23 protein-coding genes and 1 pseudogene are annotated in these 23,713 nt (G+C 30.8%); 18 read left to right on the top strand and 6 right to left on the bottom strand.

Features of this window, described 5'->3' with window-relative positions:
- Positions 1 to 17 precede the first annotated feature (17 nt).
- The 8 genes from pckA to FP421_RS01965 all read left to right on the top strand — a co-directional run bounded on the left by pckA (position 18) and on the right by FP421_RS01965 (position 6,254).
- A complete protein-coding gene (gene pckA / locus FP421_RS01930; protein WP_159947131.1) occupies positions 18 to 1,628 on the top strand; it encodes a phosphoenolpyruvate carboxykinase (ATP) in 1,611 nt (536 codons plus the stop codon).
- 90 nt (positions 1,629 to 1,718) lie between these two features.
- A complete protein-coding gene (locus tag FP421_RS01935; protein WP_159947077.1) occupies positions 1,719 to 2,945 on the top strand; it encodes an Nramp family divalent metal transporter in 1,227 nt (408 codons plus the stop codon).
- A complete protein-coding gene (gene pxpA / locus FP421_RS01940; protein WP_159947079.1) occupies positions 2,946 to 3,677 on the top strand; it encodes a 5-oxoprolinase subunit PxpA in 732 nt (243 codons plus the stop codon).
- On the top strand, positions 3,670 to 4,398 hold the full coding sequence (gene pxpB, locus FP421_RS01945) for a 5-oxoprolinase subunit PxpB (RefSeq protein WP_159947081.1): 729 nt from the start codon (positions 3,670 to 3,672) through the stop codon (positions 4,396 to 4,398). The genes pxpA and pxpB overlap by 8 nt, the downstream gene beginning before the upstream one ends.
- Entirely contained in the window at positions 4,395 to 5,246 is an 852-nt protein-coding gene (locus FP421_RS01950) for a 5-oxoprolinase subunit C family protein (RefSeq protein ID WP_159947083.1), read from the top strand. The genes pxpB and FP421_RS01950 overlap by 4 nt, the downstream gene beginning before the upstream one ends.
- Positions 5,247 to 5,352: 106 nt before the next feature.
- A complete protein-coding gene (locus FP421_RS01955) occupies positions 5,353 to 5,685 on the top strand; it encodes a YtxH domain-containing protein (RefSeq protein WP_159947085.1) in 333 nt (110 codons plus the stop codon).
- A 4-nt stretch (positions 5,686 to 5,689) separates the two neighbouring features.
- On the top strand, positions 5,690 to 6,037 hold the full coding sequence (locus tag FP421_RS01960; RefSeq protein WP_159947087.1) for a hypothetical protein: 348 nt from the start codon (positions 5,690 to 5,692) through the stop codon (positions 6,035 to 6,037).
- A gap of 13 nt (positions 6,038 to 6,050) precedes the next feature.
- Positions 6,051 to 6,254: a DUF6327 family protein gene (locus FP421_RS01965; protein ID WP_159947089.1), complete on the top strand. Its 204-nt coding sequence runs from the start codon at positions 6,051 to 6,053 to the stop codon at positions 6,252 to 6,254.
- 83 nt (positions 6,255 to 6,337) lie between these two features.
- Here FP421_RS01965 and FP421_RS01970 read toward each other — a convergent pair whose 3' ends face one another.
- The 4 genes from FP421_RS01970 to FP421_RS01985 form a co-directional block, all read right to left on the bottom strand.
- The gene (locus FP421_RS01970) at positions 6,338 to 7,363 is read right to left on the bottom strand and encodes a helix-turn-helix transcriptional regulator (RefSeq protein ID WP_159947091.1); all 1,026 of its coding nucleotides are present in this window, start codon (positions 7,361 to 7,363) and stop codon (positions 6,338 to 6,340) included.
- A 135-nt stretch (positions 7,364 to 7,498) separates the two neighbouring features.
- Complete coding sequence (locus FP421_RS01975) at positions 7,499 to 9,886, bottom strand: sodium-translocating pyrophosphatase (RefSeq protein ID WP_159947093.1); 2,388 nt, start codon at positions 9,884 to 9,886, stop codon at positions 7,499 to 7,501.
- A 281-nt stretch (positions 9,887 to 10,167) separates the two neighbouring features.
- Positions 10,168 to 10,701 (bottom strand): inorganic diphosphatase, encoded by a 534-nt coding sequence (locus tag FP421_RS01980; protein ID WP_159947095.1) that lies wholly within the window; start codon positions 10,699 to 10,701, stop codon positions 10,168 to 10,170.
- Positions 10,702 to 10,780: 79 nt separating this feature from the next.
- The gene (locus FP421_RS01985; protein ID WP_159947097.1) at positions 10,781 to 11,761 is read right to left on the bottom strand and encodes a pyruvate dehydrogenase complex E1 component subunit beta; all 981 of its coding nucleotides are present in this window, start codon (positions 11,759 to 11,761) and stop codon (positions 10,781 to 10,783) included.
- Positions 11,762 to 11,981: 220 nt separating this feature from the next.
- On the opposite strand from FP421_RS01985, the gene FP421_RS01990 reads away from it, so the two are divergent.
- The 5 genes and pseudogenes from FP421_RS01990 (at position 11,982) to FP421_RS02010 (ending at position 16,882) form a co-directional block, all read left to right on the top strand.
- Positions 11,982 to 12,728, top strand: coding sequence for an electron transfer flavoprotein subunit beta/FixA family protein (locus FP421_RS01990; protein ID WP_159947099.1), 747 nt, complete (start codon positions 11,982 to 11,984; stop codon positions 12,726 to 12,728).
- Between the two features lie 100 nt (positions 12,729 to 12,828).
- Complete coding sequence (locus FP421_RS01995; RefSeq protein WP_159947101.1) at positions 12,829 to 13,785, top strand: electron transfer flavoprotein subunit alpha/FixB family protein; 957 nt, start codon at positions 12,829 to 12,831, stop codon at positions 13,783 to 13,785.
- 154 nt (positions 13,786 to 13,939) lie between these two features.
- A complete protein-coding gene (locus FP421_RS02000; protein ID WP_159947103.1) occupies positions 13,940 to 14,542 on the top strand; it encodes a bifunctional nuclease family protein in 603 nt (200 codons plus the stop codon).
- Between the two features lie 14 nt (positions 14,543 to 14,556).
- Positions 14,557 to 15,941, top strand: a pseudogene (locus tag FP421_RS02005) (NupC/NupG family nucleoside CNT transporter).
- 116 nt (positions 15,942 to 16,057) lie between these two features.
- Positions 16,058 to 16,882: a thymidylate synthase gene (locus FP421_RS02010; RefSeq protein ID WP_159947105.1), complete on the top strand. Its 825-nt coding sequence runs from the start codon at positions 16,058 to 16,060 to the stop codon at positions 16,880 to 16,882.
- 72 nt (positions 16,883 to 16,954) lie between these two features.
- Here the strand turns inward: FP421_RS02010 and FP421_RS02015 are convergent, their stop codons facing one another.
- A complete protein-coding gene (locus FP421_RS02015) occupies positions 16,955 to 17,251 on the bottom strand; it encodes an isoamylase early set domain-containing protein (protein WP_159947107.1) in 297 nt (98 codons plus the stop codon).
- A 305-nt stretch (positions 17,252 to 17,556) separates the two neighbouring features.
- Here FP421_RS02015 and FP421_RS02020 point away from each other — a divergent pair, with 305 nt between their 5' ends.
- Positions 17,557 to 18,048, top strand: a complete 492-nt coding sequence (locus FP421_RS02020) for a dihydrofolate reductase (protein WP_159947109.1) — start codon at positions 17,557 to 17,559, stop codon at positions 18,046 to 18,048.
- Here FP421_RS02020 and FP421_RS02025 read toward each other — a convergent pair.
- The gene (locus FP421_RS02025; protein ID WP_159947111.1) at positions 18,045 to 18,476 is read right to left on the bottom strand and encodes a DUF6146 family protein; all 432 of its coding nucleotides are present in this window, start codon (positions 18,474 to 18,476) and stop codon (positions 18,045 to 18,047) included. The two genes, FP421_RS02020 and FP421_RS02025, sit on opposite strands and share 4 nt — an antisense overlap.
- A gap of 209 nt (positions 18,477 to 18,685) precedes the next feature.
- Here FP421_RS02025 and FP421_RS02030 point away from each other — a divergent pair, with 209 nt between their 5' ends.
- Genes FP421_RS02030 through FP421_RS02045 form a run of 4 tightly spaced genes read left to right on the top strand, consistent with a single transcriptional unit; the run spans position 18,686 to position 23,414 of the window.
- Positions 18,686 to 20,029 carry a M24 family metallopeptidase gene (locus FP421_RS02030; RefSeq protein ID WP_159947121.1) on the top strand — a complete coding sequence of 448 codons (1,344 nt, stop codon included), beginning with the start codon at positions 18,686 to 18,688 and terminating at the stop codon, positions 20,027 to 20,029.
- Complete coding sequence (locus FP421_RS02035) at positions 20,029 to 20,589, top strand: DNA-3-methyladenine glycosylase I (RefSeq protein WP_159947123.1); 561 nt, start codon at positions 20,029 to 20,031, stop codon at positions 20,587 to 20,589. Before FP421_RS02030 ends, FP421_RS02035 begins: the two co-directional genes overlap by 1 nt.
- Positions 20,586 to 21,347, top strand: coding sequence for a hypothetical protein (locus tag FP421_RS02040; protein WP_159947125.1), 762 nt, complete (start codon positions 20,586 to 20,588; stop codon positions 21,345 to 21,347). The genes FP421_RS02035 and FP421_RS02040 overlap by 4 nt, the downstream gene beginning before the upstream one ends.
- 39 nt (positions 21,348 to 21,386) lie before the next feature.
- The gene (locus FP421_RS02045) at positions 21,387 to 23,414 is read left to right on the top strand and encodes a dipeptidyl-peptidase 3 family protein (RefSeq protein ID WP_159947127.1); all 2,028 of its coding nucleotides are present in this window, start codon (positions 21,387 to 21,389) and stop codon (positions 23,412 to 23,414) included.
- The last annotated feature ends 299 nt before the right edge of the window (positions 23,415 to 23,713 follow it).

The following is a 23,713-nucleotide window of genomic DNA, read 5'->3' on the forward strand; positions in this document are numbered from 1 at the left end:
ACATCAAAAATATTGATATGGTAGATACAAATACGAAATCGATTTCGTTAAATAGTCTAGGAATCAAAAATGCAACAGTTCGTTACCAATTAACTTCAGACGAATTGCATAACGAAACATTAAGCAAAGGTCAAGGAACTGAGTCTAATTTAGGAGCAATAGCTGTGAACACAGGCGAATTTACTGGTCGTTCTCCTAAAGATCGTTTTATTGTAAAAGATGAGATCACCAAAGATGAGGTTTGGTGGAGTGATATCAATATTCCATTTGATTCATATAAGTTTGAAGCCTTGTATGATAAAGTTGTTGATTATCTTTCTGAAAAAGAAATTTTTGTAAGAGACAGTTATGCTTGTGCTGATGAAAATTATAAACTACAAATTAGAATTGTTAATGAATATCCTTGGAGCAATATGTTTGCTTACAATATGTTTTTGCGTCCTACAGAGAAAGAACTAGAAACCTTTTCTCCAGAATGGACAGTGATTAATGCTCCAGGTTTTATGGCAAATCCAAAAGAAGATGGAACTCGTCAACATAATTTTGCGATTTTAAATTTTAGTAAAAAAATAGCTTTAATTGGAGGTACAGGGTACACAGGAGAAATTAAAAAAGGAATTTTTTCTGCCTTAAATTTTATCTTACCAGTTGATAAAAATACATTGCCAATGCATTGTTCTGCAAACGTTGGTGAACAAGGTGATACAGCTATTTTCTTTGGATTATCAGGTACAGGGAAAACTACGCTTTCTACAGATCCGAATAGAAGTTTAATTGGTGATGATGAACATGGTTGGACATCAGAAAATACCATTTTTAATTTTGAAGGAGGATGTTATGCCAAAGTAATTAATTTATCTAAAGAAAAAGAACCAGAAATTTATGGAGCTATAAAAAAAGGTGCGATTTTAGAAAACGTAATTTTAGATGAAAATGGAGAAGTTGATTTTGAAGATACAACCATTACTCAAAATACAAGAGTAAGTTACCCTATACATCATATAGAGAATATCAAAGTACCATCAGTGGGTTCAAACCCTAAAAATATTTTCTTTTTAACTGCAGATGCTTTTGGAGTTTTGCCTCCAATCTCAAAATTAACAGCGAGTCAAGCAGCGTATCATTTTATTTCTGGATATACTGCAAAAGTAGCAGGAACAGAAGCTGGTGTTACAGAGCCAATGCCAAGTTTTTCAGCATGTTTTGGTGCTCCATTTATGCCTTTACATCCTACAAGATATGCAGAAATGTTAAGTAAAAAAATGACAGAAGCTGGTGTTAATGTTTGGTTAATCAATACAGGTTGGTCTGGCGGAAAATATGGAGTTGGTAGAAGAATGCCTTTAAAATATACACGCGCAATGATTACAGCAGTTTTAGAAGGTAAATTAGGAGATTATACATATGAAGATTATCACATCCATTCTGTATTTGGAGTTGCACAACCAAGAACTTGTCCTGGTGTGCCAACAGAACTTTTAAGTCCAAGAGCTACTTGGAATAATGATGAAGCCTATTATAAAGAAGCATTTAAATTATCGAATGCATTTAGACACAATTTTAAAAAATTCGAAGAGTTTGCTAGCGAGGAAATCCGAAGAGGAGGACCACAACGTTATGCATTTTAGTAGTTTTTTGTTTTTAGGAAAACACCTCTTTTTGAGGTGTTTTTTATTTTAATAAAGTATCTTTAGTCAGTAAATTGAAAATTCTTTTTAATGATTAAAAAATGGTTTAAAAATATTGGACCTGGAACTTTAGTGGCTGCTGCATTTATTGGACCTGGAACAGTAACTATATGTACACTTGCAGGAGTAAATTTTGGGTTTAATCTACTTTGGGCAATGTTACTCTCTATTATTGCAACTATTGTTTTGCAAGAAATGGCTGCAAGGTTAGGAATTATCTCACAAAAAGGACTTTCTGAAGTCGTTAGAGAAGAAGTTAATAACCCTTTTTTTAAACAATTTATCACGCTTTTAATTTTAGCTGCTGTTGTGGTTGGAAATGCTTCTTATGAAGCTGGAAATATAAGTGGTGGAATTTTAGGACTAGAAACCATTTTAGGAAAACATACAATTGATTTTGGTTCAGTTAGCTTAAATGTAATGAGCTTACTAATAGGAATAGTTGCTTTTATGTTGCTTTATATAGGCAATTATAAATTTTTAGAAAAAGCCCTAGTTACCCTAGTTTTATTGATGAGTATTTCTTTTTTAATTACAGCTATAATCACAAAACCCAATGTATTAGATATTTTAAATGGATTGTTTTTCCCAAAATTTCCTGAAAGAAGTATTCTAACTATTATTGGTTTGGTAGGAACAACTGTAGTGCCTTATAATTTGTTTTTGCATGCTTCTCTAGTGAAAGAAAGATGGAGTAAAAAAGAGGATTTATCATTAGCAAAAAAGGATACACTAATTTCGATTGTTTTAGGAGGATTGGTTTCTATGGCAATCATTGTTTCTGCAGCAGCTATTCAAACCACAAATATTACAAATGCAGCTGATTTGGCAAAAGGATTAGCACCATTGTATGGAGAATTCGCAAAATACTTCTTGGCTTTAGGTTTATTTGCAGCAGGAATTACATCAGCCATTACAGCACCTTTGGCTGCAGCTTATGTGGCAAAAGGTTGTTTAGGATGGAAAGTAGGTTTGAAATCTAAAAAATTTAGAATAGTTTGGATGTCCATATTATTTTTGGGTGTTTTGTTTTCATCAATTGGAATAAAACCTATCGAAATAATAAAATTTGCTCAGGTTGCTAACGGAATGTTATTGCCAATAATTGCAGGAATTTTGCTTTGGATCATGAATAAAAAATCAGTTTTAGGAAAATTTATCAATTCTAAAACTCAGAATATTTTAGGTGTTGTCATTTTAGCAATTACCATTTTTTTGGGAGTAAAAGGAATTTTAAAAGTATTTAATTTGTTGTAAATGAAAATAGATATTAATTGTGATGTGGGTGAAGGAATAGCAAATGAGCATTTGTTAATGCCTTATATTTCCTCATGTAATATTGCTTGTGGAGGTCATTTTGGTGATCAAAAAACGATTGATAATACCATACAACTAGCGATTGAAAATAATGTAAAAATTGGTGCACACCCTTCTTTTCCAGACAAAATTAATTTTGGGAGAAAAGTGATGAATATTTCTAATGCTAAACTCCAAAAAAGTATTCAAAATCAAATGGATTTGTTTTTAGAAAGATTGTGTAAGACAGATGCAAAACTCCATCATATAAAACCGCATGGAGCTTTGTATAATTTAATTGCAATTGATGAAATTACTGCTGAAAAATTTTTAGAAAGTACTAAGCCTTATTTAAAAGATGTTTTTTTGTATGTTCCTTATGGTTCTAAAATTGAGGAAGTTGCACTTAAAAAGAATATCAGCATTAAATATGAAGCTTTTGCCGATAGAAATTATACAGACAATTTAAAGTTAGTTTCAAGAAATGAAAAAAATGCGGTAATTAAAAACCCAAAAGAAGTTTACAATCATATTCATAAAATGATTTCTGATGGAAAGGTGAACACAATTTCAGGATTAGCAAAAGAAATTAAAGCAGACACGTTTTGCGTTCATGGAGATCATAAAAATTCATTACAAATTTTAGAATTTTTATGGCAAGAATTTTCTAAAAACGGAATTGAAATTGGATAAAAACATTACATATAAGTCTTATGGAAATCAAGCCATTTTAATTGAATGGGAAGCTGTTATTCATAAAGAAATTTTGAATGATATTTTAGAATTTAAATATAAAATTGAACAACAAAAAGAAATTAAGTTTAGTGATTTAATTGTTGGATATAATTCATTAACCATAAAACTAAATCAACCTTTTAAAGATTTAGAGATTGAGAAAAAGGTTTTAAAATCGATCTATTCTTCTAAAATTAGAGTTGCTCAAAAAGACCATTTTATTTGGGAAATTCCTGTTTGTTATGATCTAGAATTTGGAATTGACCTTAAAGAAGTTGCAACAAAAAAAAGATTAACCATTGATGAGGTAATACAACTCCATTCAGAAAAAACATATACTGTTTTCTTTATTGGATTTTTACCTGGGTTTTTATATTTAGGTGGATTAAAAGAGCGACTTTTTTTTGATAGAAAACCAAACCCAAGATTAAAAGTTGAAAAAGGATCTGTAGCAATTGGAGGTCAACAAACAGGAGTGTATCCAGTAGATTCTCCTGGTGGATGGAATATTATTGGCAAAACACCAATTCCTTTTTTTAATGTAGATGAAGAAAACCCTTGTTTTGCAAAATCTGGAGATCTCATTAAATTTAAACCCATTTCTTTGGATGAATATTTAAAAATTAAAAATAAAATTGAGCAAAATTGTTATCAAATTTCTAAAACTTTAGCACAATGATTAAAGTGTTAAAAGCTGGTTTCTATGCTTCAATTCAAGATAGAGGTAGAGTAGGTTTTGCTGCTATGGGAGTGCCTGTTTCTGGAGCAATGGATATGTTTTCTGCAGAAGTTTCGAACTCACTTTTAAATAATGATTTAGATGATGCCGTTTTAGAAATAACTTTTGGCGGTACAGAATTACAGTTTTTATCAGATACTTTTATTGCTGTTTCTGGAGCAAATTTTAATCCAGTTTTAAATCAGAAAGAAATTAGACAAAATAAAAGAATTAAAGTGTGTGAGGGTGATGTTTTATCTTTTCGAAAATCTAGTTTAGGAGCAAGAAGTTATATGGCCGTAAAAGGAGGGTTTCAAACCACGAAAGTACTTAAAAGTAGAAGTCAGTTTAAAAATATCACTCAAACCTTTAGAGTTAAAAAAGATGAACTTTTAGCAATAAAATTACATCCTAAAGATTTAAAACCCACAAATGCATCTCTTAAAATAAGTCCAAATCATTTTGTGTCATCATTTATAGAATGCTTTAAAGGACCAGAGTTTTATTTGCTGTCAGAAAAACAAAAAAAAATACTATTGAATACTGTTTTTTCCATTTCATCAGATAACAATAGAATGGGATATCGTTTAAAGGAAACAATCAAGAATAATTTTTTTAGTATCTTAACATCAGCAGTTTTACCAGGAACAGTGCAATTAACTCCTTCTGGTAAATTAATTGTTTTGATGAGAGATTGTCAAGTTACTGGTGGATATCCACGAATTCTGCAGCTTTCAGAAAGTGCGATAAGTGTTTTGGCTCAAAAAACTACCAATTCTGAGCTTAAATTTAAGCTCAATTTCATTTGAGTTAAGATTTGATTTTTTAGAGTTAACGAGAAGTGTACATTTTTGTTAAGTTTGTAGTGAGCTTATTAGTAAGCAAAAATTAAGTTTAACCATAAAAAAATATATTATGAGTAATAGTAGCAACACAATATTAGGATTATTAGCAGGTACAGTAATTGGAGCAACCTTAGGAGTTTTATTCGCTCCAGATAAAGGAGTTGAAACCAGAAAAAAAATAGCTGATGAAGCAGCTAATGCAAAAGATAAAATTGTTGACACAGCAACTGAAATGAAAGAAAAAGTGTCTTCTGTATATGTTGATAGAAAAGATACTTTAGACAATCAAATAGAAACAATTGTTTCTGATGTAAGTCACAAAACAGAGGATGTGATTACATCATTAGAGAAAAAATTAAAAGAGTTAAAAGAAAAAAATAAAAAATTACAAAAAACTGCCTAATTAGATGGATATAATTGATGACATTAATAAGTCAACAGATAAAGGTACTGATGTTGGTAAGAAGTATATAGCTACATCTTACAAATACACAAAATTAAAGATATTTCAATTAGTAACAGTATCTATTACTACCATTGTAAAGCTTTTTTTTATTGGTGGTTTACTTTCTACAGGAATGATTTTTTTATCGTTTGCAGCAGCAAATTACATAGGGGAGTATTACAATGATATTGCAGTAGGATACCTTTTTGTTGGATTATTTTTCTTCATAATTTCCTTAATTATTTTTGCTTTTAGAAAATTTTTGGATAAGAAAATTATACAAAATATGTCAAAAATATTCTTCGATTAAAAACCAACCTACTATGAAAAGAACTTACGAAAGTTTTAATGAAATTGAAGCCGACTTAAAAAAGTTATACTTAGAAAAAGAGATTGCTTATGAAGAACTAAAAATTGTGAAACATGATTTTGAAGATCATTTAAAACCATTAAACTGGTTGAATAGTATTCTAAAAATGATAAGTAAATATGGTGTTTTACTGATGATAAAGAAGATGTTTAAATAAAAATCATTATTCTTCAGTGATGAAGAATAGTACTTATGGTTGGTTGATTTTAATCTCTGCATATTTAATATGTGGAGATTTTTTTAAGTAGTATTAATTAATTTTTTTTTAAATTGATTAGGAGTGATGTCATACTTTTCTTTAAAAATTTTAGAAAAATAACTTCTACTGCTAAAACCAACACTATATACTACTTGAGAAATATTTAAATCTGTACTTTTTAATAAATTTCTTGCAGATTCTAAACGAACGTGACGTATGTATTCTGTAACAGTTCTATTGTATAAAAACTTACAACCTTCTTGCAGTTTAGCCTGAGTTAAACCAGATTTGTAAGATAGTTGTTCTAAAGAGTATTCTTTAGCAGGGTTTTTTACAATATCATATCCTAATTTTCTGATAATCTTTAAATCACCTTTATCTAAAGCACTTGGTATTTTTTTACCATCTAAAATTCTGTTGTGTTGTTGAATATGAAGAGATAAAATCTCATATACTTTAGCTTCAATTTTTAGAATACGCAACATTCCTTTACCTCTAACCTTTTTCATTTTCTTTATTAAATCAGCCATTTGTAAATTAAGCGTACCAAAATTAGAAAATCGATTTTCGTGATCAGTATCTACAAAAATTTCATATAATTTTTGATTTAAAGAAGAAACATTAGTAGTTCTTTTCTTTAAAAAATGTTTTCTTGTAATCTGAATAATATTAATATCTACAGATTCATTTTTAGGGAAAGAAATGTAATTGTAACCCCCAGTTTTGTTGGTAAAAACTAAAGATTGAAATTGATCAATGACTTTTTCATCATTTTGAACACCAAAACGATGTTTTAAATATCCTAATGAAGGGTACAAAAAACGAATAGGGTTGTATTCTTCATCAGCTTTTATCTTTAAGATAAAGTCTTTATGAAGTTTTAATTCGAAATCTAGCAAGTTTACTCCCCAATCAAAACCAATAAAACGAATAAACCCAATGGCATAATCGTTATTAATTCTTAAGTAACTTTCATTCCATTCAGTTTCTAAAGTTCCTCCAGTTACATCATGTATTTGAGTAATTAAATCTTTAGGGCTATCTGCAGTGATTTCTATTTCAATCATAATTCTAATTTCTGTTTACAAACAGATTTAATTTTTTGATAAAGATAACTTATTTCATTGTTTAAAATAAAAAAATCGTTTGTAATACATTACAAACGATTTTCTATATTTATAGTAAAAATATATGTGTTGAAACTACTCTTTCTTTTCAACAATAACCTCTACTTTTTCGGTAACTTCTTTTTTGTCTTTAGAAACATTTACAGAAATTATATGTCCAGATTCTTTTGCTTTTTGCTCAATTTCAGCAACAGTTCCTTCAATTTTCTGAACATCAGAAATAACTTCACCATTAACAGTTTTAGTTGTTGTAATAGTTGCCATTGCTAATTCTCCAGTAGTTTGTTTGATTTCAACTTTAACTTCTTTTTGAGTATTGTAATCAGTAACTGCAGTGCTATTTAATGCAATACTTGGTGCAATTACCAATGCAACAACAGACATTAACTTTAATAAAATGTTTAATGATGGTCCAGAAGTATCTTTAAAAGGATCACCAACAGTATCACCAACTACAGCAGCTTTGTGTGCATCAGTTCCTTTTTTACCTTCTTCTTCAATAGTTTTCTTAGCATTATCCCAAGCACCACCTGCATTCGATTGAAAGATCGCCATTAAAACTCCACAAGTTGTAACACCTGCAAGAAGTCCTCCTAACATTTCTGCTCCACCTAAAAAACCAACAGCAACAGGAACAACTATTGCAAGTAAACCAGGTAATACCATTTCTTTAATAGATGCTTTTGTAGAAATATCAATACATTTTCCATAATCAGCAACACCATCAGCTTCATCAAAAATAGCACGTTGTTCTTTTGATGCTTTTGTCATATCAGAATCAACAGCTCTCATCACTTCTAAAGCAGCTTTTAATTTAGGAATATCTCTAAATTGACGACGAACTTCTTCAATCATAGCCATTGCTGCTCTACCGACAGCATTCATTGATAATGCTGAAAAAACAAATGGTAACATACCACCAACTAATAAACCTGCCATAATTTTAGGCTGAGAAACATCAATTGCAGTTACACCAGCAGTTTTCATAAAAGCAGCAAATAAAGCCAAAGCTGTTAACGCAGCAGACGCAATTGCAAAACCTTTACCCACTGCAGCAGTTGTGTTACCAACAGCATCTAATTTGTCTGTACGCTCTCTAACCTCACTTGGTAATTCTGCCATTTCAGCAATACCACCTGCATTGTCACAAATAGGTCCATAAGCATCAACAGCTAATTGAATACCTGTGTTTGCTAACATACCAACTGCAGCAATTGCAATACCATATAAGCCTGCAAAATGATGAGATACTATAATAGCAGCAGCAATTAAAAGTATAGGAATCATTGTAGACATCATACCAACACCTAAACCAGCAATAATATTTGTTGCTGCACCAGTTTCTGATTGCGCAACAATTGAATTAACTGGTTTTTTGCCAGTTGCAGTATAATATTCAGTTATTTTACCAACACCTAAACCAGCAACTAAACCAGCAATTGTTGCCCAAAATACACCCATAGCTCCAAATGGTAAACCTTCTACTGATTCAGGAATTAATGCGTTAATTATAAAATAAGAAGCAATAACCATTAAACCAGCAGAACCAAATTCTCCAATATTTAATGCTGTTTGTGGGTTTCCACCATCTTTTACTCTTACAAAAAATGTACCTAAAATAGACATTACAATACCTACAGCACCAAGTACTAAAGGTAAATATACAGCACCTAAACCATCAAAATTAGGTGTTAAAATAAATGCTCCTAAAACCATTGTACCAATTATAGAACCTACGTAAGACTCAAATAAATCTGCTCCCATACCAGCAACATCACCAACATTATCACCAACGTTATCTGCAATTGTTGCAGGGTTTAGAGGGTGATCTTCTGGAATACCAGCTTCTACTTTACCTACTAAATCTGCTCCAACATCCGCTGCTTTTGTATAGATACCACCACCAACTCTCGCAAATAATGCAATTGATGAAGCTCCTAATGAAAAACCAGAAAGTACATTTAATACCAATGTTAAATTTTCAGCTCCAGGCCACACACTTTGATATATCATAAATAAGGCGCTTAAACCTAAAATACCTAGACCTACAACACCAAGTCCCATAACAGCTCCACCAGCAAAAGCAACTTCTAATGCTCTTCCTAAAGAGTTTCTTGCAGCTTCTGTTGTTCTAACATTTGCTTTTGTTGCTACTTTCATTCCGATAAATCCTGCTAAAGCAGAACAAATAGCGCCAATAATAAATGATATAGCTACCATTCCATTAGAACCTACTTCGTTTGAACCTTTAAAGTATAATAAGATTGCAACTGCAATTACAAAAATTGCTAAAACTTTGTATTCAGCTTTTAAAAATGCCATTGCACCATCTGCAATGTTCTTTGCAATTCTTTTCATTTTGTTGTCACCTTCATCTTGTTTAGATACCCAGGCACTTTTAATGAAAACAAAGGCTAATGCTAAAAGACCAAAAGCCCATAAATAATTTACTATTAATTCCATATTAGTTAGTTTAATTTAAAATTTTTGAGGGGCTAAAAGTAATAAAATTAATGTGATAAAAAAAGACTATATAAATTAAAGATTGCACATTAAAACACGCCTTAAATTATAATATTTGTAATTCAATGACATCTATCAGTTTTATTTAAGAATGATATTGAATTTTAATATTGAGTAAAGATTTTGAATAAGTTAAATTGATAGAAACAGATCTATTATTCATAAATAAAAAAACACCTTAAATTATTAAGGTGTTTTTTTAACTGATAGAATCTAATAGATTAGATTGTAAACGTTCTTTTCTTTTTGTGTTCACTATTATCATAACGGTCAACACATTCGTGATAAATTTTAACAGCAGCTTCTGCATTACCCCATCCACCTGTGTCAACTTTTTTCTTTTCTAAATCTTTATATACTTGGAAAAAGTGTTCGATTTCTTTTAATCTATGTGGGTTTAAATCAGAAATATCTGATCTTTTACTCCAAATAGGGTCAGAAACAGGTACGCAGATTACTTTTTCATCTGGTCCTTTTTCATCTGTCATATAAAAAACTCCAATTGGTCTTACTTCCATAACTACCATTGGGTATGTAGGTTGATGTCCTAAAACCAATACATCTAATGGATCTGAATCTAATGCTAACGTTTCTGGGATAAATCCATAATCACCTGGATACATCATAGAAGAGAATAACATTCTGTCAAAACGTATTTTGTGTAATGTGAAATCGTACTCGTATTTATTTCTACTTCCTTTCGGAATTTCAATTAATACGTCAAACGTTACTGGTTTCTTTTGTTCTTTACTCATAATTTGATTTTAATTTGATTAAAAAAGAAAAACCTTTTTATAAAATTTACAAAAAGGTTTTTTCTAATATTTTTTTAGTTTACTTGATGTATAAAACTTCTTTTACAGCATCAATTACATCTTTGTGGTTTGGTATCCATTTTTCAAGAAGAACAGGAGAATAAGGGGCTGGTGTGTCAGCAGTTGTAATTCTCTTTATTGGAGCATCTAAATAATCAAATGCTTCATCTTGAATTCTATAAGTGATTTCTGAAGCTACACTTGCAAATGGCCATGCTTCTTCTAAAACAACCAATCTGTTTGTTTTCTTAACTGATTCAATAATTGCAGCATGATCCATTGGACGTACAGTTCTTAAATCGATAATTTCTACAGAAATATTTTCTTTTGCTAATTCATCTGCAGCTTTGTAAGCTTCTTTAATAATTTTTCCAAAAGAAACAATAGTTACATCTGTTCCTTCTCTTTTTATATCAGCTACTCCTATTGGTATGATGTATTCTCCCTCAGGAATTTCCATCTTATCACCATACATTTGCTCAGACTCCATAAAAATTACAGGATCATCATCTCTGATAGCAGCTTTTAAAAGCCCTTTTGCGTCATATGGGTTAGAAGGTACAATAACTTTTAATCCAGGAGTATTCGCAAACCAGTTTTCAAATGCTTGAGAATGTGTTGCTCCTAACTGACCTGCAGATGCTGTTGGACCTCTAAATACAATAGGGCAATTGAACTGCCCACCAGACATTTGTCTAATTTTAGCAGCATTGTTTATAATTTGATCAATACCAACTAGAGAAAAGTTAAACGTCATGTATTCTACAATAGGTCTGTTGCCATTCATAGCAGAACCTACTGCTACTCCTGCAAAACCAAGTTCAGCGATAGGAGTGTCAATTACACGTTTTTCACCAAATTCATCTAACATTCCTTTAGATGCTTTGTAAGCTCCATTATACTCAGCAACTTCTTCACCCATTAAATAAATGCTTTCATCTCTGCGCATTTCTTCACTCATTGCCTCACAAATGGCTTCCCTGAATTGAACTGTTTTCATTGATTATAGTTGTTATTGTTAATTTTTGAAAAGCAAAAATAAGGAATTAATTGTCAATTTTTAGGATTCGTTTTTAGAAAGTGATAGAATTCGTACACATTATGTACTCAATCGTTTTCGTAAAATGTTAAATTATTTAAAATTTATTATGCATGCATAGTATTTTTTAAAAAAAAGACGTAATTTCGTCATCAATTAAAAAGTATAAAAATAGAATTTTATGAAAATATTGGTATGTATTAGTCATGTTCCTGATACCACTTCTAAGATTAATTTTACAGAAAATGATACAAAGTTTGATGCTAATGGAGTACAGTTTGTAATTAATCCGTATGATGAGTTTTGTTTAACAAGAGCCATGTGGTTTAAAGAAAAACAAGGAGCTTCTGTTACAGTGGTAAATGTTGGAGGTGCAGAAACTGAACCTACGTTAAGAAAAGCTTTAGCTATTGGTGCAGATGATGCAATACGTGTAAACTCAGTTCCTACTGATGGAATGCAAGTAGCAAAAGAATTGGCAGCAGTTGTTAAAAATGGAGATTATGATTTGGTTTTAGCGGGCAAAGAATCAGCAGATTATAATGGTCAAATGGTTCCTGGAATGTTAGCAACATTAACTGATTTTAATTTTGTAAATGGATGTGTAGGTTTAGAAATTGATGGAACAAATGTTACCGCAGAAAGAGAAATTGATGGAGGTAATGAAACAGTATCGTCAAGTTTGCCAGTGGTAATTGGAGGGCAAAAAGGAATCGTTGAAGAGAAAGATTTACGAATCCCGAATATGAGAGGAATTATGATGGCGCGTAAAAAACCTTTAAATGTTATTGAAGCTATTGGAGGTGAAGTAGCAACTACTATTCAATCTTTTGAGAAACCAGCACCAAAAGGTACTGTAAAATTAGTAGATGCTGATAATGTAGATGAGTTAATCAACTTATTACATAACGAAGCAAAAGTGATATAGAAATGTGTAAATGTTTAAGCGTTTAATTGGGTAACTATACAAAGTTACTATCGATCAATTACACGATTAAACTAATAAAGAATTAAACAAAATAAAAAATATGTCTGTTTTAGTTTTTGCCGATTCATCGGAAGGAAAATTTAAGAAAACTGCTTTTGAGGTGGTTTCATATGGAAAAAAAGTTGCTGAACAATTGGAAACAACCATTGTTGTACTTACTATAAATGCAAGTGATTCATCAGAATTATATAATTATGGAGCAGAAAAAGTAATTTCAGTTTCTAACGATTCTTTAAAAACCTTTAATGCAAAGCAATATGCAGCAGTAGTTAACGAAGTTGCCAAATCAGAAAATGCAACAGTTGTTGTTATTGATTCAAGTATAGATGGTTTGTACTTATCACCCATTGTGGCGGTTAATTTAGATGCTGGTTATGCTTCTAACGTAGTAGATTTACCAACAAGTGTAAGTCCATTTACAGTAAAAAGAAAAGCATTTTCAAATAAAGCATTTTCAAATACTGTTATATCAACAAGTGTAAAAGTAATTGGTTTAGCAAAGAATTCTTATGGAGTTCATGAAAATATGGTTTCTGGAACTACAGAAAGTTTTGAAGCTACAGTTATTGATGCAGGAGTTACCTCAGAAAAATTAGATAAAGTTACAGGTACAGTTACCATTGCTGATGCAGAAATCGTTGTTTCTGCAGGTAGAGGTTTAAAAGGACCTGAAAATTGGGGAATGATTGAAGAATTAGCTGATGTTTTAGGAGCAGCAACTGCATGTTCTAAGCCAGTTTCTGATTTAGGATGGCGTCCTCATGCAGAACACGTTGGTCAAACAGGAAAACCTGTTGCGTCAAACTTATATATTGCAATTGGTATTTCTGGTGCTATTCAGCATTTAGCAGGTATTAATGCATCAAAAGTAAAAGTGGTTATTAATACAGATCCAGAAGCACCTTTTTTTAAAGCTGCTGATTATGGTATTGTAGGTGATGCTTTTGAAGTTGTACCAAAATTAATAGAGAAATTAAAAGCTTTTAAAGCCGCTTAATAAAATTCTGCATTGTGTTGTAGGATAAAATTTAGAAAAACCTATCAATGTAAGTTGATAGGTTTTTTATTTTTATTAAATTGTCCCCTCTAAAAAGCAACTGATTATATCAGGTATAAACAAACAAAACTTTTTAGATTATGCAGAAAGATATATGAGTTTAATACAATTAAACATTAAAGGAATCTCTTACAGTCAAACTCAAAGCGGTGCATATGCTTTAGTTCTTAGTGAAATTGATGGGACAAGAACATTGCCTATTATAATAGGAGCTTTTGAAGCACAATCTATAGCAATAGCTTTAGAAACAGAAATTAGACCTCCAAGACCACTAACACATGATTTGTTTAAAACTTTTTCTGACCGTTTTTTGATTACGGTTAAAGAGGTTATCATCCATAAACTGGTAGATGGGGTATTCTTCTCAAGTTTAATTTGCGAAAGAGATGGAGTAGAAGAAACTATAGATACAAGAACTTCTGATGCAATTGCGATAGCAGTGCGTTTTGAAGCACCAATCTACACTTATGAAAATATTTTAGAAAAAGCAGGAATCTATTTAAAGATTGAAGAAGAACTATCTATAGAAGATACCACAAAACCTAAAAATATTTCTTTTGAAATAGAGGACGATCTTAATACTGATTTTACAACCTTATCGCTAAGAGAATTAAATGAACAATTAAATCATGCAGTTTCTAATGAAGATTACGAATTAGCTGCAAAAATTAGAGACGAAATTAGTAAGCGCTCTTAATTAAAATACTATAGATGAAAAAAATATTCATTGCAGTTTTCTGTTTGATTTCCATTTCAGTTTTTTCTCAGAATACAGAAATATTACCTAGTCAAGGATTTTCGATAAGCAGTTTATGGCGAGGAGTTTTAGGTATGTTTTCTTTAATTGTAATCGCATTTTTATTTAGTTCTAATAAAAAAGCAATAGCTTGGAAAAAAGTAGTTATAGGTTTATCTCTTCAGTTGTTAATAGCAATTGGGGTCTTGAAAATAAAATTTATTCAATCTGTTTTCGAATTTGTAGGTGGAATTTTTATCGAAATATTAGAATATACAAAGGCAGGTAGTGAGTTCTTATTTGCAGGTTTTGTTGCTGATATGGATAAATTTGGCTACATATTTGCATTTCAGGTTTTACCAACCATCATTTTCTTTTCGGCATTAACATCTTTGTTATTTTACCTTGGGATAATTCAAAAGGTGGTAAAAATTATGGCAATTGGGTTATCCAAATTCTTAGGGATTTCTGGGATGGAAAGTCTATCTGTTGCAGGAAATATTTTTTTAGGTCAAACAGAAGCACCATTGTTGATTAAAGCTTATTTAGAAAAAATGAATAAGTCAGAAATGTTGTTGGTTATGATAGGTGGAATGGCAACAGTAGCAGGTGCAGTTTTAGCAGCTTATATTGGGTTTTTAGGAGGTGGAGACAAAGCTTTAGAACTAGTTTTTGCAAAGCATTTATTAGCAGCTTCTGTGATGGCAGCTCCAGGAGCAATTGTGATATCTAAGATTTTATACCCTCAAACTGAAGAGGTAAATAAAGATGTAACTGTTTCTCAAGAAAAAATAGGGTCTAACATTTTAGATGCCATTGCAAACGGAACCACAGAAGGATTGCGTTTAGCAGTAAATGTAGGTGGAATGTTGTTGGTTTTTGTGGCAGTAATTGCAATGTTAAACGGAATTTTAGGTTGGGTAGGAGATGTTACCACTTTAAATGATATCATTGCTGCAAATACATCCTACAAAGCATTGTCTTTAGAATTTATATTAGGTTCAGTTTTTGCTCCATTAATGTGGTTAATTGGAGTGCCAACAGCAGATATTTCCATGATGGGACAGTTGTTAGGAATTAAATTAGCGGCAAGTGAATTTGTAGGTTATATTCAAAATTAGCAGAATTAAAAAATGTAGCAAATGCAACACATTTAACGTTTAATAAATCAGTAATTATGGCTACTTATATGTTATGTGGTTTTGCAAATTTTGCATCAATAGGAATTCAAATTGGAGGTATTGGTTCGTTAGCACCTGGGCAAAGAAAAGTTTTATCAGAATTCGGGATGAAAGCGTTAATTGGAGGCACAATAGCTTCTTTAATGTCTGCTACGATTGCAGGTATGATTATTGGATAAATACATGAAATAGGTTATTAAAAAACGTTAATAACTTTATGATATTAATTTGAGCTTCAATCTCTAAAGAATTGAAGCTTTTTTTATTTTAGTAGGCACTAAATTTTTGAAAGATTATGAAGCAGTATCACGACTTAGTAAAACACGTTTTAGAAAACGGAAACGAAAAAGGAGACAGAACAGGGACAGGAACAAAAAGTGTTTTTGGATATCAAATGCGATTTGATTTGAGTGAAGGTTTTCCTATGGTAACTACAAAAAAGTTGCATTTAAAATCTATTATTTACGAGTTGCTTTGGTTTATTAATGGTGATACAAATGTAAAATACTTACAAGAAAATGGGGTAAGAATCTGGAATGAATGGGCAGATGAAAATGGAGATTTAGGGCCTGTTTATGGCCATCAGTGGAGAAATTGGAATAGTGATGAAATTGATCAGTTGCAAGATGTAATTACAACTTTAAAGAAAAATCCAAATTCAAGAAGAATGTTAGTTTCTGCTTGGAATCCATCAGTATTGCCAGATACTTCAGTTTCTTTTTCGGAAAATGTAGCTAATGGTAAAGCAGCTTTGCCTCCTTGTCACGCCTTTTTTCAGTTTTATGTAGCAGAAGGTAAATTGTCTTGTCAATTGTACCAAAGAAGCGCAGATATTTTTTTAGGAGTGCCATTTAATATAGCATCCTATGCCTTATTTACAATGATGATTGCCCAAGTTTGTGGCTATGAAGCAGGAGAGTTTATCCACACTTTTGGTGATGCACATATCTATAACAATCACAAAGAACAATTAGATTTGCAATTGTCTAGAGACATCAGACCATTACCAAAAATGAAAATCAACCCAGAAGTAAAAAGTATTTTTGATTTTACTTTTGATGATTTTGAGCTAATCAATTACAATCCACACCCTCATATTAAAGGGGTAGTTGCTGTTTAAACTTTATAAGTAAAAAAAAGAGCTTTCAAAAAAATAATTGAAAGCTCTTTTTACCTTTTCACAACATTTCTGTTATAAGTTTAAAACGCTATTGTCTGCTCCAGCAAAATCACTCCAAGCAAAAGCATCTGCATCATCTTCGTTCAAATAGCTACCATCTACCAAGTATCTAAACTCGTAAGAACTTCCAGCTTCTAAGTCAACAGTCCCTTTGAAAGATCCGTTTTTCAATTTCTTTAATGGAGTAGCTTTTTCATTCCACTCATTAAAGCTTCCTACTACTGCTACTTTTTTAGCATCCTCAGCAGGAACAGTAAAAGTTACTTTACAAACTGGTTTGCTTTTCAAAAATTGTTTTTTAATTGCCATAATTAATTATTTATTTCAAATTTTACGGTAAAATTATAGAAGTTTAATTATATGGCAAACAATGTTTTTAAAGATTTTTGAAGAATTATCAGTTTGATAAAATGCTTATGTAAATTATTGATATTCCCAAATAAATAGAATGCTTAATTGAGGTTTGTACAAAAAAGTACGATTTCTTTTTGCTTGATTTTCAGTCATTTTAATCCGAAAACGTATTCGCTGTTAATAAATTTGTCTTAAAAAGATTATAAAACGTCAAATCTGAAGAGAATTGGTTTAATTTTGTTAAAAATTTAGAAGATTATATGATTACAATTATTGCTGCAATTGCAAAAAACAATGCATTAGGAAAAAATAATGATTTAATATGGCACTTGCCAGCTGATTTAAAAAGATTTAAAAAGATAACTTCTGGACATTTTATTTTAATGGGTAGAAATACCTTTGAATCAATAGGTAAACCATTACCAAATAGAACAACAATAATCATCACAAGAAATAAAGAGTATTACAAAGACGGATGCTTAATTGCGCATAGTTTAGAAGAAGCAATTGAATTGGCCTCATCTGAAGAGCAACTATTTATTATTGGTGGAGCTCAAATTTACAAGGAAACCTTAGCAAAAGGTTTGGCAGACCAATTAGATATTACATTAGTTCACCAAGAGTTTGAAGCAGATGCTTTTTTTCCAGAAATAGATAAAGAAATTTGGAAAGAAGTAGCTAGAGAAGATTTTGTTGCAGATGAAAAAAATGATTTTGATTATAGCTTTGTAAGTTATAAAAAGAAAAGCTAATTAATTCTATTTCTTCTAAAACCACCACCTAAATTCATATTGTACTTTCTTTGTGCAAATAAGAAATAGTTAAATAACTTATAGTTTACTTCGTATCCGTAATCTATATTATTTTGATAATTAATCTGATTTTCATAAATATTAGGATTAAAACGCATAGGATTTTGTACTCTTTGATTCCATGTTATAACCCAAGCTCTATTTCTAGTTTCTAGGTAGTTTTGAGAGTAAAACCCAACAGGTTGAGCAATAGAATTTAAATAAGCAGTAAATCCTGGGTCTATAATAATAATCTCATACTCTAAACTATCGTTGGCAATTACAACTGGTTCTTCTTTTTCTGTTTCTTTTTTTATAGGTGATGAACCACAAGCCCAAAAAATGAATGTAGATATGGTAAGAATCAAAATGTATTTAATAGTTTTCATAAATTATGATTTTAAATGAAAGCAATATTGCTTTATATGTATAGAATGATACTCAAAATTAAGAACTTGATACGGGCTCAAAAAACATGAATTAGTTAACCTATACTTTCAATGAGTTAACTCGATTATAAATTTATCAAAAATTATTCCAAATCAGATAGGAAGTTATTGCTTTTAACATTAATTTTAAAACCTAAAATACATTGGTTTTGAGAAACTTTTTAATAATATTCAGTCTACTCTTTTTTATTTCTTGTCAGAAAAATGAAGCTATTTCTGTTACATACAATATAAAAAGTGAGGAAAAAAGAGCCACAATTAAAGATGATTTATTAGAAGATAGATTTACAAACTTACTTCCTGAGTTAATGGACAAGTCTAAAATAGACATGTGGATTTTAATTTCTAGAGAGTATAATGAAGATCCTATTTTAAAAACCATGCTACCTTCAACTTGGTTAAATGCCAGAAGAAGAACCATTATTGTGTTTTATAGAAATAAGGAAAAAAACACCTTAGAAAGATTAGCCGTTGCAAGATATGATATTGGAAAAAACATAAAATCTGCTTGGAATAAAGAGGAAGAACCAAATCAATGGAATGCACTGGTTAAAATTATTAAGGCCAGAAACCCTAATAATATTGGTTTAGATTATTCTAAACATTTTGCACTTGCAGATGGTTTGGTAAAAACAGATTATCAAGAGTTTTTAGAAAACTTACCAAAAGAATATCATAATAAGATAGTTTCAGCTGAAAAATTAGGCATTCAATGGATTGAAACCAGAACTGAAAAAGAAATGGTTCATTTTAGAAATTTAATAGATATTACTCATAAAATTATAGATGAAGCGTTCTCCAATAAAGTAATTCAACCTGGAAAAACAACAACAGATGATGTAGTTTGGTGGATGCGTCAAAAAGTAACAGATTTAGGTTTAGAGACTTGGTTTCATCCAACCATCGATGTGCAAAGAAGCAAAGAAAAATTAAAATCTCACATAGAATCTTTCTCTAAAGCAAAAAAAGAAGTCACTATTCAAAAAGGAGATTTGTTGCATTGTGATTTCGGAATTACTTATTTAGGTTTGAATACAGATTGTCAGCAACATGCTTATGTTTTACAAGATGATGAAATTGATGTTCCGCAGTTTTTAAAAGATGCGTATAAGAAAGGAAATCGTGTACAAGATATTTTAACCTCTAATATGAAATTTGGTAAAACTGGAAATCAAATATTAGAATCATCATTACAGCAAGGAAAATCTGAAGGATTAAGGCCATCAATTTACACACATCCTTTAGGTAAATATGGCCATAGCGCAGGAACCACAATTGGTATGTGGGACTCTCAAGATGGAGTGCCTTTTAACGGAGATTATCCTTTAGAGAAAAATACAGCTTATGCAATTGAATTGAACACTACAGTTTTCGTCAGAGAATGGCAAAAAGACATCAGGATTATGCTAGAAGAAGCTGGTTATTTTGGAGCTGGAGTTTTTGAGTATGTAAATAAAAGACAAACAAACATTAAACCAATAAAAGTAAATTAATGAAACATAGGTGTTTTTGGGTTACAGATAGTAAACTCTATCAAGAATATCATGACAATGAATGGGGAGAGCCTGTTTTTGATGATAAAACCTTATTCGAGTTTTTGCTGCTAGAAACTTTTCAGGCGGGTTTAAGTTGGATTACCATTTTAAATAAAAGAGAAAATTTCAGAAAAGCTTTTGATAACTTTGATTACCAAAAAATTTCAAAATATCCTGAAAATAAATATAAAGCTCTATTGCAAGATTCAGGAATTATAAGAAACAAGTTAAAAATAAGAAGTGCTATTTTAAATGCACAGTTATTTATTGAAGTACAAAAAGAATTTGGTTCGTTTTCTAAGTTTATTTGGAGTTATGTTGATGAAAAACCAATTGTCAATCAATTTCATAAAAGAGAAGATGTGCCAGCTACAACACCTTTGTCAGATAGAATATCAAAAGACTTAAAAAAGCGCGGATTCAAATTTGTAGGTTCTACTGTTGTTTATGCTTTTATGCAGGCTATTGGTATGGTAAATGATCATACTACAGATTGTTTTAAATATCCAAGAGAATGAAAATTTTTGAAATCCCTAAAGAAGATTTAAATAGACTGGGTTATATCTTTCTAAGAAAAGTTGGCATTTTTATTGGCTTTATTTTTATCCTTTTTTTTGATGGAACTTATTTTACTCAGAATTTTGTAAGCTCTCAAGTTCCTGTAAATATTTTGGCGCTGCTAAGTTTCTTTTGGATGTACAAAAGAGCATTTCCAAGAGTAAGAAAACTAATGTTAATTGCTGTTGTTTTAGGTGTTTTAGGTGAGTATTTTTTTTCTGTTTATTTAGGGATGTATACGTATAGGTTAGAAAATGTTCCTTGGTACGTTCCTTTAGGACATGCAGCTTTATATGGCAGGGTTTTTGTTTTTAGTAAAGACTCATTAGCAAGAAAATATCATCAAGAAATAGAAAGTTTTTTTTCTTATATTATTGTTGTATTTGCCACAATATATCTTGTCTTTTTTGCTGATGTTTTTGGTTTTGTAATGACTGTGTTTGTTTTTTTGTTATTATACAAACGACCAAAAGATAGGTTATACTTTTATACCATGTATATTGTAGTGGCGTTGTTAGAAATTGGAGGGACAGCTTTTGGTGCATGGAAATGGCCATCAATAGCTTTTGGTATTTTTGATTTTTTACCAAGTAACAACCCGCCAAGTGGAATTAGTTTATTCTATTTTTTATTAGATATAAGTTGCTTCTTAATTTACATTTTATTGCATAACAAAACTTGGCAACGACTGATAAATATCAGAAAACAGCAAGCTTAAATGTTGTACTTTTATACAATCAATTCAAAATATTTAACAATGAACATAAAACAACTATTTTGCAGCTTTTTTGTGGCTGTAATTTTAATTTCATGCGTTACAGAAAAGAAGCAAGAAGAATCAACAAATAAAACTGAATTTAATCATTTTGTAGAACAGTTTGCAGATATAAAAGTATTACGCTACAAAATACCTGGGTTCAACGAATTAACCTTGCAAGAAAAGAAATTAGTATACTATTTAACTCAAGCAGGTTTAGCTGGTAGAGATATCATGTGGGACCAAAACTATCGTCATAACCTTAAAATAAGAATGGCTTTAGAAAGTATTAATCAAAATTTTAAAGGAGGTAAAAATACAGAAGATTTTAAAGCGTTTAAAACGTATTTAAAAAGAGTATGGTTCTCTAACGGAATTCATCACCATTATTCAAACGATAAAATAAAACCAACTTTTTCTAAGGCATATTTTAATGAGTTGTTGAAAAACTCAAATACGGTTCTTTCTCAAGAAGTTGTTGAGGTTTTGTTTAATGATGCTGATGCTAAAAAAGTAAATAAAAAAGCAGGAGTAGATAATATTCTAAATTCAGCTATCAATTTTTATGCAGCAGATATTACAGATAAAGACGTTGCAAATTTTTATAAAACAGCTTATAAAGGACCAAAAGGAATGCCAGTTGAAGCAGGATTAAATTCTAAATTGGTGAAAGAAAATGGTAACCTTGTAGAGAAAGTTTGGAAATCTGGAGGAATGTATGGTAATGCAATTGATAAAATTATAAGTTGGTTAGAAAAAGCTAAAGCTGTTGCAGAAAACGAAAAACAAGCAGAAGCATTAGGGTTGTTAATAGAATATTACAAAACAGGGAGCTTAGATATTTGGGATAAATACTGCATAGCTTGGGTGACATCCACAGAAGGAAATATCGATTGGATAAATGGTTTTATAGAAGTTTATAACGATCCAAAAGGGTACAGAGGTTCTTACGAAACTATTGTGCAAATTAAAGATTTCGACATGTCTCGTAAAATGAAAGTGCTTTCTGATAATGCACAATGGTTTGAAGATAACTCACCTTTAATGGAGAGTCATAAAAAGAAAAATGTTGTTGGTATTTCTTATAAAACCGTAAACGTTGCAGGTGAAGCTGGTGATGCATCTCCAAGTACTCCAATTGGTGTGAATTTACCTAATAATAATTGGATTCTTCAAGAACATGGTTCTAAGTCAGTCTCTTTAGGAAACATTATTAGAGCCTACAATAATGCAGGCGGAACAGGACGTTTAAAAGAGTTTGCATACGATGAAGAAGAAATTAAATTGGAAGAAAAATATGGTCAAATTGCAGATAAATTGCATACAGCATTGCATGAAGTTGTAGGACATGCTTCAGGAGTCATCAATGAGGGTGTTGGACAACCTAAAGAAACACTTCAAAACTACGCGTCAACTATGGAAGAAGGTCGTGCAGATTTAGTTGGATTGTATTATTTAATGGATCCAAAATTACAAGAACTAGGATTAACGGATGATTATAAAAAACTAGGAATGGCTGCTTATGATGGTTACATTAGAAACGGATTGATGACTCAGTTGATAAGAATCAATTTAGGTGATGATATCGAAGAAGATCATATGGTAAACCGTCAATGGGTTTCTGCGTGGGCTTTTGAGCAGGGTAAAAAAGACAATGTCATTGAAAAAGTGGTAAAAAAAGATGGTAAAACGTACTATAATATAAATGATTATGATAAGTTAAGAGAAATCTTTGGGCGCTTATTAAGAGAAACACAACGTATAAAATCTGAAGGTGATTTTGAAGGAGCTAAAAAATTAGTTGAAGGATATGGTGTAAAAGTAGATCAAGAGATTCATAAAGAAGTACTAAAAAGAAATGAGCAATTTAAATCTGCGCCATATAGCGGATTTGTAAATCCTGTTTTAGAAACTGTCGTTGATGGTGATGGAAATATTAAAGATGTCGTCATTAAACAACCAAAAAGTTTTGAAGAGCAGATGCTTTTTTACTCAAAGAATTATAGCTTTCTCACGGATGAAAATTAAAAAATGAACTTACAAAAACCGACTTTTTAGTTAGTCATGGTCGGAAGATTTTTCTTCCGACTTTTTTGTTTTATAAATTACTATTTAAGAAACTAAAAATCAACTATTTAGCTTGTTTATTTGATAATATTTACGTATCTTTTTATCTGATAATCAGCTATTTATGTCAGTTTTTAAAGATCATAAAATTTCAGTAAATCAATTATTGAGAGTTATACCAGAAGCTCTTTTATCCAACTTATCAGTAACTACTAAAGTAGATTATTATGCCAAAGTACTTCATGGTAAAAAGATGTTCT

Origin of the sequence: Polaribacter septentrionalilitoris (assembly GCF_009832745.1) — a bacterium.
Taxonomy (GTDB): Bacteria; Bacteroidota; Bacteroidia; order Flavobacteriales; family Flavobacteriaceae; genus Polaribacter; species Polaribacter septentrionalilitoris.

Coding starts and splice junctions, on each gene's coding strand:
- FP421_RS01970 (WP_159947091.1), bottom strand. CDS start 7,363: ATGATTGAAATAGAAATCACTGCAGATAGCCCTAAAGATTTAATTACT.
- FP421_RS02025 (WP_159947111.1), bottom strand. CDS start 18,476: ATGAAAACTATTAAATACATTTTGATTCTTACCATATCTACATTCATT.
- FP421_RS02010 (WP_159947105.1), top strand. CDS start 16,058: ATGAAGCAGTATCACGACTTAGTAAAACACGTTTTAGAAAACGGAAAC.
- FP421_RS02045 (WP_159947127.1), top strand. CDS start 21,387: ATGAACATAAAACAACTATTTTGCAGCTTTTTTGTGGCTGTAATTTTA.
- FP421_RS01985 (WP_159947097.1), bottom strand. CDS start 11,761: ATGAAAACAGTTCAATTCAGGGAAGCCATTTGTGAGGCAATGAGTGAA.
- FP421_RS02000 (WP_159947103.1), top strand. CDS start 13,940: ATGAGTTTAATACAATTAAACATTAAAGGAATCTCTTACAGTCAAACT.
- FP421_RS01965 (WP_159947089.1), top strand. CDS start 6,051: ATGAAAAGAACTTACGAAAGTTTTAATGAAATTGAAGCCGACTTAAAA.
- FP421_RS01935 (WP_159947077.1), top strand. CDS start 1,719: ATGATTAAAAAATGGTTTAAAAATATTGGACCTGGAACTTTAGTGGCT.
- pckA (WP_159947131.1), top strand. CDS start 18: ATGGTAGATACAAATACGAAATCGATTTCGTTAAATAGTCTAGGAATC.
- FP421_RS01990 (WP_159947099.1), top strand. CDS start 11,982: ATGAAAATATTGGTATGTATTAGTCATGTTCCTGATACCACTTCTAAG.
- FP421_RS01980 (WP_159947095.1), bottom strand. CDS start 10,701: ATGAGTAAAGAACAAAAGAAACCAGTAACGTTTGACGTATTAATTGAA.
- FP421_RS02035 (WP_159947123.1), top strand. CDS start 20,029: ATGAAACATAGGTGTTTTTGGGTTACAGATAGTAAACTCTATCAAGAA.
- pxpA (WP_159947079.1), top strand. CDS start 2,946: ATGAAAATAGATATTAATTGTGATGTGGGTGAAGGAATAGCAAATGAG.
- FP421_RS01950 (WP_159947083.1), top strand. CDS start 4,395: ATGATTAAAGTGTTAAAAGCTGGTTTCTATGCTTCAATTCAAGATAGA.
- FP421_RS02015 (WP_159947107.1), bottom strand. CDS start 17,251: ATGGCAATTAAAAAACAATTTTTGAAAAGCAAACCAGTTTGTAAAGTA.
- FP421_RS02020 (WP_159947109.1), top strand. CDS start 17,557: ATGATTACAATTATTGCTGCAATTGCAAAAAACAATGCATTAGGAAAA.
- FP421_RS01960 (WP_159947087.1), top strand. CDS start 5,690: ATGGATATAATTGATGACATTAATAAGTCAACAGATAAAGGTACTGAT.
- FP421_RS01975 (WP_159947093.1), bottom strand. CDS start 9,886: ATGGAATTAATAGTAAATTATTTATGGGCTTTTGGTCTTTTAGCATTA.
- FP421_RS01995 (WP_159947101.1), top strand. CDS start 12,829: ATGTCTGTTTTAGTTTTTGCCGATTCATCGGAAGGAAAATTTAAGAAA.
- FP421_RS01955 (WP_159947085.1), top strand. CDS start 5,353: ATGAGTAATAGTAGCAACACAATATTAGGATTATTAGCAGGTACAGTA.
- FP421_RS02040 (WP_159947125.1), top strand. CDS start 20,586: ATGAAAATTTTTGAAATCCCTAAAGAAGATTTAAATAGACTGGGTTAT.